Origin of the sequence: Fictibacillus sp. 26RED30 (assembly GCF_015903845.1) — a bacterium.
GTDB classification, from domain to species: domain Bacteria; phylum Bacillota; class Bacilli; order Bacillales; family Fictibacillaceae; genus Fictibacillus; species Fictibacillus phosphorivorans.
In genome coordinates, this window is the sequence record NZ_JACZDV010000002.1 from 39,080 (window position 1) to 51,396 (window position 12,317).

Annotated in this window: 8 protein-coding genes; 1 reads left to right on the plus strand and 7 read right to left on the minus strand. The window is 30.4% G+C overall.

Annotated features, from left to right (window positions below):
• Positions 1-25: 25 nt before the first annotated feature.
• The 6 genes from IHV11_RS12990 to IHV11_RS13015 form a co-directional block, all read right to left on the minus strand.
• Positions 26-2,239 (minus strand): N,N-dimethylformamidase beta subunit family domain-containing protein, encoded by a 2,214-nt coding sequence (locus tag IHV11_RS12990; protein ID WP_197195046.1) that lies wholly within the window; start codon positions 2,237-2,239, stop codon positions 26-28.
• Positions 2,240-3,402: 1,163 nt separating this feature from the next.
• Positions 3,403-4,539, minus strand: a complete 1,137-nt coding sequence (locus IHV11_RS12995) for a glycosyltransferase (protein ID WP_197195047.1) — start codon at positions 4,537-4,539, stop codon at positions 3,403-3,405.
• A complete protein-coding gene (locus IHV11_RS13000) occupies positions 4,532-5,803 on the minus strand; it encodes an oligosaccharide flippase family protein (RefSeq protein ID WP_197195048.1) in 1,272 nt (423 codons plus the stop codon). The genes IHV11_RS12995 and IHV11_RS13000 overlap by 8 nt, the downstream gene beginning before the upstream one ends.
• A complete protein-coding gene (locus tag IHV11_RS13005) occupies positions 5,784-7,049 on the minus strand; it encodes an O-antigen ligase family protein (RefSeq protein ID WP_197195049.1) in 1,266 nt (421 codons plus the stop codon). Before IHV11_RS13005 ends, IHV11_RS13000 begins: the two co-directional genes overlap by 20 nt.
• A gap of 34 nt (positions 7,050-7,083) precedes the next feature.
• The gene (locus IHV11_RS13010) at positions 7,084-7,746 is read right to left on the minus strand and encodes a sugar transferase (RefSeq protein WP_197195050.1); all 663 of its coding nucleotides are present in this window, start codon (positions 7,744-7,746) and stop codon (positions 7,084-7,086) included.
• Positions 7,747-7,971: 225 nt separating this feature from the next.
• On the minus strand, positions 7,972-9,069 hold the full coding sequence (locus IHV11_RS13015) for a glycosyltransferase family 4 protein (RefSeq protein ID WP_197195051.1): 1,098 nt from the start codon (positions 9,067-9,069) through the stop codon (positions 7,972-7,974).
• A gap of 178 nt (positions 9,070-9,247) precedes the next feature.
• Between IHV11_RS13015 and IHV11_RS13020 the strand changes: the two genes are divergently transcribed.
• On the plus strand, positions 9,248-10,204 hold the full coding sequence (locus IHV11_RS13020) for an LCP family protein (RefSeq protein ID WP_231620336.1): 957 nt from the start codon (positions 9,248-9,250) through the stop codon (positions 10,202-10,204).
• A 156-nt stretch (positions 10,205-10,360) separates the two neighbouring features.
• Here the strand turns inward: IHV11_RS13020 and IHV11_RS13025 are convergent, their stop codons facing one another.
• The gene (locus IHV11_RS13025) at positions 10,361-12,109 is read right to left on the minus strand and encodes a cell wall-binding repeat-containing protein (RefSeq protein WP_197195052.1); all 1,749 of its coding nucleotides are present in this window, start codon (positions 12,107-12,109) and stop codon (positions 10,361-10,363) included.
• Positions 12,110-12,317 lie beyond the last annotated feature (208 nt).

The following is a 12,317-nucleotide window of genomic DNA, read 5'->3' on the forward strand; positions in this document are numbered from 1 at the left end:
ACACTTGTTTAAGTTGATGCTTTTTTTATTTTAACAGTTCGTCCATTGCATTTAATGTAATTCTTTCTATTTGTTTGTTATAACTTGCATTAGCTTCTTTTCCGTAAGGATCTAGGAACCAATTCCAATAAAAGGTTCCTGTAGCAAATACCTTTCCACCTTGTGGTTTTTGGTACCAAATCGCATGTGAAACTGAATCTTTACCATATAACTTAATAGGTGATGCAGCAATCACCTCTACATTTGGAATTTCTTCATCATAACGGTCAATTTCCCCACCAACAACTCCAGATATTTTATCTCCATTCTTCAGCCCTGTACCCTTATAAAGCCAATGAGTTGCATCTGTAATAACTAAAGGCATTGTTCTTTCAGGAATACCCCGATACATCATTCCGAAAACTTGATTTTCTGGACGGTTTACTGGAGCTGATCTAAAGGTAGTAGTTACTTGAGATGGATCAATTTTTTGATATGGATCCTCACTTGCTCTAGCTTTATAACCAACCATTATACGGTTATTATTCTCCATACGAACTTGCCAGTAACCAACATTCGAACTGAACAACCCAATATTCATTCTATCTTTTGCTTTTTCCTCTATACTGTCTCTCATCTCTTTAGACCAATACTCATCATGACCAGCTATAATAAGAGATTTAGCGTTCAAGGTATTTAATGCTCCTTTATGAACATCATCATCTGTTAAATAAGTTAAATTATAATTTTGTTTTTCAAGCCATCTGATTAGATTATATTCAAATTTGAAAAATTCACCTGCACCGTTCCCATCTGTATATGGACGATTGAATGACAACTTTATTGCAGGAACTTTATTTGTACTATTATATCCATACATACTTTTGCCCCCCCAATTATTATAGGCTTGGTAAGTATTTGTTGAAATTAGTACAGCTGCATCCACATTTGCAAAGGGGTTAGGATTTGAAACTACGAAAGGCATATAAGATTGTTCATTATCAGAATTAGTAATTTTCGCTAAATAAAAACCACTTTTCCATTCTGAAGGAATAGTTAATGAAGTCGTTGGCCTCCAGCCTGCATCCATGTTTTCAGTATTATAAGATTTAGGTTGAATATGGGCATTATAGCCTTTCATACTTCTAACTAAAGTTCCGCCCTCACCTTTGAAATGACCCATTCTAAATATTTGTAACTCAAAAGGTTTTGTACTGTTAATATAAAAAGTTTGCAATTCTCCTGATTTGACTGATGTTTTAGATGAATATCCCTGAAGGACCTTCCCTCCAGATTTAGTTACTTCCCAATTATGGAAAATCGAAAATGACTGATCCTCTACAGAAGCTGGTCCACCTAGAATAGTAAAGTTAGTGATACTCTTATCCCCTATAATATTAATAGTTTCAGTGGGAATAGATTTAGGATAAGTTAGCAATAACGGCGATGATTCTTTTGCAGCAAGAACGGAACCTGTAAGAGCATCTGCAAATGTTAAACCTGTAGCCATATATACTTTTTCTGTAGAAAGTCCTAGCTGTTTAATAATGTTTGCTGCAACTTCATATCGATTTGCTCCTCCGATACGAGTCGGCTGTGGAAGCAGATCGGAAACAGCTTTGGAAACACTTCCTTCCCCACCGATAATATACGTTTGTTTAACATTCATTTCAGTTAATGCTTTTTTAGTAAAATCAGGTAATTCATCCTTATGAGTTAGTAGAATAGGGTACCCGTACTTTGCTGCATAAGGTGCAATGGCAAGAGCATCAGAAAAATTAAGTCCGTATGTAACAATAGCCTTGCCCGTTGGATTTAATTCTTTAGATATTTTATAGGCTACTTCAAAACGGTCTTTACCATCATATCTTACAGTTGGAATATTCATTGCTTCTAATTCGGATGCTACTGAAGGTTGAATGCTTCCAGTTCCTCCGATGATAATGACTTGTTTTGCTTTTAATCTCTTAATCTCACTCTTTGTCATCTCAGTTAATTGATCAGGTCGTGAGAGTAAGATGGGGGCATCATATTTTGTAGCTAAAGGTGAAGCCGCTAAGGCATCAGCAAATGCCATGTAATTTGAAATGATAACAGTATTTGAAGAAGCCCATCCCTTCTTTGAAACATTAACAGCTACTTCAAAACGGTCTTTTCCGGATAATCTTTCTTTCTCAAAATAAGCGGCATCTGCTCTAGATATATCGCCAAACAACAAAACAAAAGTAAAAATCAAAAACAATAATATATGTTTTTTCATTACCTATCTCCTTTTAACTATTATAATTTTACTTTTTTAGTATAAATTAACTTTTATGTATAATAAATACTTTTAAAAAATAAAAACATTTTAAAAAACAAACTCACGCCACATCTAATAAGTGACCCAAGAGCTAAGTCTCCTATAACCTCAAGCTTAGTATGGATCATGCTTTCCCTTAGTTTTTCTTTATTTCTTCAGTTTGATTTGTTTTAATTAATCTATTAATTCGTTCAGTGTGATAACCTACTTCTTTTGTCTTAATCCTAAATAACGAATAAATAATAAAATAGTCTACATAAACTGAATCGTATGTCCTGAGGTACATGTAAATAACCCATAGCTTATAACAGCAGCAGTTGTAACAATACTATTCCATTGATTTAATAATACTGGTGAATAAACGGCCAGCACTTTACGATGAGACTCTTTCTCATCTTTTTAGTAGAATCAGCTCGTTTCTACTTTTACTTACTGCTAGAAATAGAGCTGATAAAAACGTACAAATGATCAACTAGGGCGTTAACGGTACCCCAATAATAAAGCCACCACCAACTGCTCTTAAAACAAAACCAGCAGCAATGAACATGAAGTCTAAAATCACAACATTGTTACAAGATAAAAGGTAAAAGGTAAAGAATAACCTATTTTAATTATAAAATAGATGGTCTCTTTAAAAAAAAGCTGGAGCTACGGAGATAAAAAACAAAGTAACTCCGAATGATATAGAAAGAGAATGAATTAATAGACCTGAAGCCGTTGGCCTATGTTTTTTACAGGATTCATTCGGTCTGCTTCCTTATCCACAAAATCGTTTAGAATTTACACTCATCCGGAAAAAAAATGAACCCCAAATAGAAAAATAAAACATACTTATTGTTGCCTCTTTAATCTTAAAAAAAGCAGCAAATATAAGTAGGTTTTTTGTCCATTGTTTAGGCCTCATCTTTTGGAGTTATTCAATTTTTTTTGTATTGATAATATACATAGCTTTATACATTTTTTTCAATAAAATTATAAATCCAACTACTATTTAATACTATCAGCTTATTATCCCTCAATTTTTGATAGATTTTTACCACAGTTTTTATTCTACAAATAAATCACTAAATATATTACTAAAAAAGTATAGCTAGAATCCTCAGCTATACTAAGTAGTTTCATTATTTTTTAAAATAAATTTCTTCTAGTGACTTTATTACATCCAAAATATCATATCCTGAATTTTTCATAATATATTTTCTATCTTCCCATGACATTTTTTCTTTTTCGAGAGCTTTTAAAATTCCATCGACCCATGAATTAATACTTGCTTCTTCAATAGGTAAAAATTCAATAAGTCCCATATTCAAATCTATTTCTTTAGTTATATTCTCCGATATAATACTCTTTAAACCCGCTGCTTGAGACTCTACTAATACTACTGGTAAACCTTCATAAACAGAAGGGAAAATTTGTAAATCGATTTGTTTCATTAAATTTGGTATGTCATTCCTTAACCCTAGAAAGTGAACTTTCTCCCCAAATCCTTTAGTACTTACAATTTCTTTAATTTCATTTTCTAATTCGCCCTTACCTATTAATATCAGTTCTGCACTAGGTAATTTAATTAGTAATTTTTCAAAGATTTTTATTAAGTATTTATGATTTTTCGGAAAACTAAACCTTCCAACATGACCAATTAATACACTATCTAATGGTAAATTTAATTCTTCTTTTAAAGGAGTAGATATTTCACTATTAAATAAATTTAATTCTATACCATTATTAATTAATTTAACTCTCTTGTCTTTATTATTTTTTTCTCCATATAAAGCTTCTAAAGCTGGTCCAGAACACCCTATCATATCTGTTGAAAATTTAGTTATTAAACTTCGAGTAATATTTCTGTAGATTTTTCTTTTATACGACTCTCTATACCCATCACTTGTACTATGACTGTGAGAAATTCTAACAGGAACTTTATGCATGTTAGCCAATAATAGAACAAGTCCACTAAAATGATGTACGTGGCTATGAATTACCTTAAATGTATTTCCACTCAGAGTTTCATTAAATTTCTTGCTGAATTTAATTAATCCTTCATGAGTAGGATTAGGATGGTGGAAAATCCTTCCTCCGAGTTCTTTAATCTCTTTATCAAAATAACATTCTTCCTCAGTACTTACCGCAAAGTCAAATTGTATTAATTCTCTATTTATTTTTCTATAAATATTCATGATAAATGTTTCGGCTCCACCACGATCCATTGCACCTACAACATGGAGAACTCTAATAGGATAATTACTATTTTTAGACAACTTCTTCATTCCTTACTTTAAACTTTGGATTATTAATAACTCGAATTAAAATTAAAATGCTCCCTACAAGCTGAAAAACAGAAGAAATTATTAATGCATAAGCTGCGCCTTTCAATCCAAAGTGTGGGATAAAGCTCCAGCAACACACAATATTTACAAGGGCAACAATCGCAAAAAGTATCGGTTGTATTTTAAAAAATCTTGCTGACGTTATTCCATATCCTAAAAATGCATTAATAAAATCAATTCCTGACCCAAGCATTAAGAGTATGAATAAACTAGTAAACGTCGAATAGGATTTATCATATAATAATGTAAGTATTTGATCACCTAACAATGAAATTATTAAAACTCCTATTGCCCCTAAAATTACACCTACTAAACTCATTTTCTTTAACAAATTAATAAAATCGAGTTTTGAGGTATTATAATACTTAGCAAGTCTCGGGCTTGCTGACTGACCCAATGCACTCACAATTGTATTTCCGGCCACCATAACGTATGCAAGAGCAGAAAAATACCCTAGTTGTTTTACACCTAACAAATTCTCAATAAAATATCTTGGAATATTCACATTAAGTGACAATATTAGCATAACAATTCCAAGAGGTAAGCAGATTTTCATAATAGATTTTATATCTTTGACAGTAAATTTATATTTCCATATATTAACTTTATGAATTTCATTTACTTTAGGCAAATCATAAAATATTAGTACTATTAGAAAACTAAGTGTATATGCCACTAATGCAATTAATAAGCTATCCGTTAGAATAAAGGTACAACCAAAAAACAAGGCTGATAGAATACCTTTTAATATTAATGACATTGAGAGTTTTCGCATTTGTTCAGTTTTTTGAAAAATACCATAAAGTATATCACTTATTGATTCGAAACTTTTATATAGGGCAATTAATACTATAATTAATGCTATATTTCGTGAATAATTTAAAAGTAAAAAAACAGCTAAAAAAACAAATACTAAAGTGGTTGAAAAAAGTCTAAATTGAAGAAACTTTTCAAAAGGACTGTCATTATCAGCTCCTGTAACTATTATAGTTCTTAATTGCATATTGCTAAACAGGTAGATAGGAGCTGTCAAAGCTAACCCTAGTGCAAATTGCCCCACCATTTCCACGTTCCCAAATTTAGCTAATATAGTGATGATCCCCCACTGGGAAGCAGCGTAGATTATATTTGCTAATAAAGTCCATGAAAAATTCAGTTTTAATGATGGTAAAGTATTATTTATATAAGTTTTCATTTTTCCCCTTAATGTTTCCCACATTACTTTCCAGTGCATACGAAAGGATTAATCCAAATAAGATTGGCCAAGAATAATTACCAAACAAATTTACTCCAATACCAAATATAAAGATATACAATGTTATTAGTAGGGGCTCATACTGTTGCTCATTAATAAAGAATTTATAAGATATTTTTGTTATCCAAACTAAAAAAATTATAAAAAACAAGAAACCAATTACTCCTACTTGCAGCAGCCAATCAATATATATATTATGACTACTAAAATAAGGAATACCTTGGTCATTTATAATTGCCCCCTCAAATAATGAACCAATAGCTCTATCAGAAGCACCAAAGCCAACCCCTATTATTGCAGTAAAGAAATTTTGAAATATTATCTTTAAAGAGATAGCCCAAATTATTAAACGATCATCTTCCCCCAATAGACTAAATCTATTTAAGATATATTCCAATTTTTTTATATTTAAAAACAACAGAAATATTAACGAGAAAATAAATGAAATAATTAAAGTCTTCCCTACGGTTTTTCTATAAATAAAAATAAACTTTGAATAGATAAATCGTTTTTTTAAGATAAATAGTATTAATATTAATATAGAAAAAGATAATATAGCAGTACGCGAAGCTGTCAAAAAAAGGAAATATAATAAAATTGAAAAAGGAATTATTTTATAATAATATTTTTTATTTGTTATATTTACACCAAAGTAAATTACTCCCAATCCTATCCAAAGTGCTAAAAAATTCGGATCTGTAGAAAAATCCCCTTCAATGTATCCAAATCTATTACCATCAAAATTATATGTGTTGAGATTTGATGTTAATATTCCACTTTGAAAAAGCATACAAAATACTAATATACTATAAGAGAAAACCTTCAAACTCTTGGTGAATCCGATTGTGGAATTTATTAAATATGCCATTAATATGGCTAATAACATTAAATATATATTTACAGTTCCCCTTATTATTTCTTGTGACCATAATAGTGAAAAGGTAGCGATTACCACCAAAAATATATAAGGAGAAAAGCCAAGAATCGATTTTTTATTTCTCAATAGGCTAATGGCGCCAAAAATTGAAATAGAAAGATAAAACAGCCCTATAATTATAGGACTTTTTATGTTTGTAGTATTTTCAATTAAAGGTAAATAAGCGTATATATAAGGAAAAAAAACAAATGTCATAATTACTGCATAATAATTAAGTTGATTTTTTAACAACATTAAAATATCTTTCAAAATAAAACATTCCTAACCATATTTATGTAAGTTTTTATCTTGCACCATTTCCGTTAAATATTGTTTTTATTGTTTTAATAACAATTTCCAGTTCCAAAAGAAAACTCCAATTCCTTATGTAAAACATATCATATTCTAATTTTTGCTTGGCAGATAAATCATATCCTCCATTTATTTGAGCCCATCCAGTAATACCCGGTTTTACCATTAGTCTATCTTCAAATCCCAAAATTTCTTTAGAAAATTGTTTTGTGAAAAAAGGTACTTCAGGGCGTGGGCCTATTAAACTCATTTCTCCCGTTAACACATTGATAAATTGAGGAAATTCATCAATTCTTGTTTTTCTAATAAACTTTCCTATACCAGTAATTCTAACATCATTTTTTTGAGCCCATGATTGCCCGCCGATTTCTGCATTAACTCTCATCGATCTTAGTTTAATAATATTAAAAACTTTTCCATTTAAACCGACTCTTTCTTGAAGAAAAAAAACAGGTCCCGGAGAATCTAGTTTTATTAAAATTGAAAAAAATAATATTATGGGAAAAGTAAGTATTATCCCAGCACACGCTCCAATTATGTCAATGAACCTTTTAAGATACCAATTTAGTACACTACTATTATTTAATACTGAATATTCTCTTTCTGAAATACTCGTATCATTATGAAAGTTTAAATCCAACTTTTTAATCCCCATTTATATCCTCCTAAAAATTATATCCTAAAATCATTTAAATGTAATTGAGAATTTTAGATAATTGATGTTACGACTACTTATATTACCATTCATACTAAAAGAAGGAAATAGATTTTTGTATTATTTTGTAACTTTTTCGTATTTTTTTGTAAAATTTAAACCAATTATTGTATTTAAGCAAAAAAAATAAAACTCAATGAGTTCTATTTTCTAAAAATATTATCTTTATATTGCTTTATATTCTTTCTCAATATCCCTTACCATGTTGTAAACTGAATACTTTCCACTTGTTACTAAAGCATTCTTTCTCATAATAGAAAGAGTTTCTAAGTCTAATTCTAAAGTTTTTTCTAATACATTTGTAATCACAACTGGATTTTTGGGCTCAATTAAATAGCCATTATACTGATCTTGTAGTGCCTCAGGAATTCCACCAACTTTTGTTGCGATTACCATTAACCCGGCTGCAAATGCTTCAACCAAGGTATATGGAAATCCCTCTTGTAAGGAAGGCATTAAAAAACAGTCATATTTAGTTAAGGTTTTATGAACTTTATCAGGATTTAAAAATCCTTTTAACTTTACGTTGTATAAGTTATTTTTCTCAATCTCCATCTTTACTTCTTCGAAAAGTGGTCCAGAACCATACATATCAAGTATATATTTTTGGTCATATTTTTTATCTAACTTTTTAAGCCCTTCAATAAGATATTTAATCCCTTTTTCATCAATAAATCTCCCAAGAAATATAAATTTTATCTTCTTACTTTCATCATTCTTTATTAATTCCGAAGTTTTGTTAACATCTGGAATATGAATACCATTATATATTACTTTTATTTTCTTTGGATCTATACCTGTTTTAATTAAAGATTCTTTAACATTATTTGAAACTGCTAATATTTTATTGCTATCTTTTATAGTACTAACAAATAGAACCTCAAAGAGTTTTTTTAATGTTAATCTGTCAGGTATCCACCCATGTGCAGTCGTAATAGTGTTTTTGTTTAGCCTAAATAATTTAATAGTTAACATTCCTATAAATGTAGCTCTAGGACTATGCATATGAACAATATCAAAGTTTTGTCTTTTTAAAATGTTTTTCAGATTAAAAATAACTGATATATCTCTTTTTAATTCTATAATTTTTATCGGTTTATTTATCTCTTTTAATGTCACTGATAACTTTGATTCTAATGGCGCGACAACAGTAAGATTAAAATGAGTGTAATTTAAATTATTTGCAATATCTACTATATGTTTTTCAGTTCCTCCATACGAAGAATTTAAAACTACTATTAATATACTTTTTTGCTTATTCATTCTATCACCTATTATTTATTAGTTTAACTTTAATAATGTACCTCATATATGTTATGAAAACTAGACCTAATCTGTTATTTTATGTTAAAAAAATTTTAAAGATACACATATTGTCATTTATTGTTATTAAAGATATAATTATGTCGTATAAACCAGAGAAAGTTTGAGGAGTTTTTTTATGAGTGAAGGCAGAATTGCAATTAAGAAGAAAAAAAAGAAAAAAAGAAAAATAATTAGATATAGTTTACTAATGTTTGTCATTTTTTTATCCATTGGTTCTATATATGCCTTAAAAATATACAACGATATAAAAGCTACTGCGGATCAAATGCATGATAAAAACAGTTGGATCGGCGATGGTAATCAAGAACAAAAGATAGAGGATATAAAACCAATATCTATCCTTCTTATGGGAGTTGACGAAAGAAAAGGTGATATTGGACGTGCAGATACTCTGATTTTACTAACATTAAATCCCAAGAAAAATTCTATGAATATGTTAAGTATTCCACGAGATACTAGAACTGAAATTGTTGGAAGGAATAAACTGGACAAAATAAATCATGCTTATGCTTTCGGAAAAACAAAGATGACTGTAGCAACTGTCCAAAATTTCACCGGTGTTCCTATTGACTATTACTACAAGGTAAATATGGAAGCTTTAAGCGACATTGTGGATGCATTAGGTGGAATAAAAGTTACAAATTCATTAACATGGACTGATGATGGCGCATATAAAGCTGGCTATGTTTATAATAAAGGTGAAATCCATTTAAATGGTCCAAAGACGGTAGGTTATGTACGTATGAGGCACTTTGATCCAAAAGGAGATTTTGGCCGTCAAGAACGCCAAAAACAGGTAATAAATGAGATTATAAATAAAGGGGCAAGTGCAAGTTCTATAACTAAATTTGATGATATTTTAAATGTAATGGGTACTCATGTACAAACAAATATGTCTTTTAATGAAATGAAAGAAATACAGAAAAACTACGGTTCCTCAAGAAATAATGTTCAGTCTACAGTAATACAAGGTAAGGGAACAAAAATTGATGGAGTATACTATTTCCAGGTTTCGGATGAGGAAAGAAAAAAGTTAACAAATCAATTAAAAGCACAGCTTGAAATTTTATAATAATCATAGAACAAGGCTAACCGCTCTGGTTTAGTCCTTTTTCTTTAACGAAGAAACATCTATCAAAAATATTATATTTATTAATACTTGAATTACGAAAGAGGTTGAAACAATAGTAACTAAAAGTACTATTGTTTCAACCTCTTTTATTTAGTATTAACGATGATAATGCGTATACATGAACTTTTCCAAAGCATCAAATTGCGTAGGAACTGAGTGATAGCCGTTAGCATATATTCCTTGAGATGGAATAAAGTCTTTATATTCTTTAACACCTTTTTTTATATACACGGCGTCTGATGATTTTGTTAGATTCACTTTATATTTTTTATATGGAATTTTAATATTCGAGAATCGATCTGTATACATTGAAACGAAATAAAATGTGTTTAAAGGGGAAACAATCCCTTTATTCTCAAGTCCTTCTAATGTTTTCCCCAGTAGGGCGTGTTGGTTATGTCCATCGTATTTTGACATTGTTTTAAAATCAGCATTTGGGAATTTAGTAATGTGATTTACCATTATTTTTTCTATATTAGTGGAATTAAAATTCGGATTTCTTAATGCATTTGAAATAATATTTGCCTTAGGGACACCCATTGCCTCAGTTGCTCGGTAAAAATCTTTAATCCTTACATCTGCAAATTCATCCATTGATATATGGCCGTGCATGTACTTCTCAACTACTGGATTATGGTATTTTCCATGCCACCAACAGTAATGCTTCACTCCATTTTTAAGAGGATTAATAAATTCATGATCAAATTTACCATTCTGAACATTTCTTGCTGAAGAATCTTCACCTGTTGAGGTCAATACTAAGTAAACAGGTCTTCCCATGGCCATCATATTTCGAATATCAACGGAGTATGATAATACTTCATCGTCTGCATGAGGTACAAAATAAACAACAGGATTTTTATTATCGATCACCCTGTTGTAGAGCTGGTGTAGTACAGGTTCATCTACTGATCCTTCCCCACCTAAAACTATGAAACTATTGGTATTATATTCACGTATTGGTTGCAAAGTCTCTGAGGGCAAAGTAGAATCCCTTGTTAAAAGAATAGGGGTATTTTCTTTAGCGGCTGGAACAGATCCCGTCAGTGCATCCGCAAAAGTTAATCCAGTTGCAATATAAGCTTTATCTTTAGCTAAATCTAATTCTTTAAAAATATTAGCTGCAACTTCATACCGGTCTTTTCCACCTATTCTTCTGGGTAAAGGTAACTCGTTTTGTACAGCAGCTCCTACACTGCCTTCTCCGCCAACAATAATTGTGTTTTGTACTTGTTTATTTTGAAGAATGTTTTTTGTTGGTTCTGGAAGCGAATCCTTTTGAGTTAATAGGATAGGAATTCCATTTTTTGATGCGTATGGAGAGATGGAAAGTGCATCAGGGAAGTTCATCCCAAAGGCTATTACAGCTGATTTTACATTTTCAAACTCCTGTGCAACATTTGCAGCAACCTCGTATCGATTAATCCCACCTATTCTCTTAACTTCTTTTACTGTTGAAGAAAGTTCATTCTCAATCTCGGAAGAAACACTGGCGGGTCCACCTACAATTATGATCTTGTTAGGATTTAATCTTTGAATTTCTGCTTTTGTAGATGGAGTAAGCACATTGGCTTGCGTTAATAAAACAGGAGCATTATTTTTGTATGCTAATGGCCCTGCTGCTAATGCATCTGCATAAGCATTGCTATTAGTTAAGACCACTACATTAGTTGATTGTGGCCAACTTTTTTTTGATAGATTGATAGCTACTTCGTATCTGTTTAAGCCGCCGATGCGTTCATATGTAAAATCATTAGCATTGACTTCATGAGAATTATTAAACATTGCTATACCAGTTATTAATATAGATGACACTAAAGCAACTTTTTTAAATTTTCGGATCATTATTTAACTCCTTATAATCTTTTTGATGATTTTCTATACTTTAAAAATTGACCAAGAAAAGAGTTGATTTTAAATATGAATACTGACACAACTTAAGGCAGCAACTATAGATATAGGTTTTTATGTTTTGTTTTTTTAGTATAAGTAATCTAAAATATGTTATATCTATAAGCTACTTTGTTACCAGTGGTCTTTCATGTCAATTTAA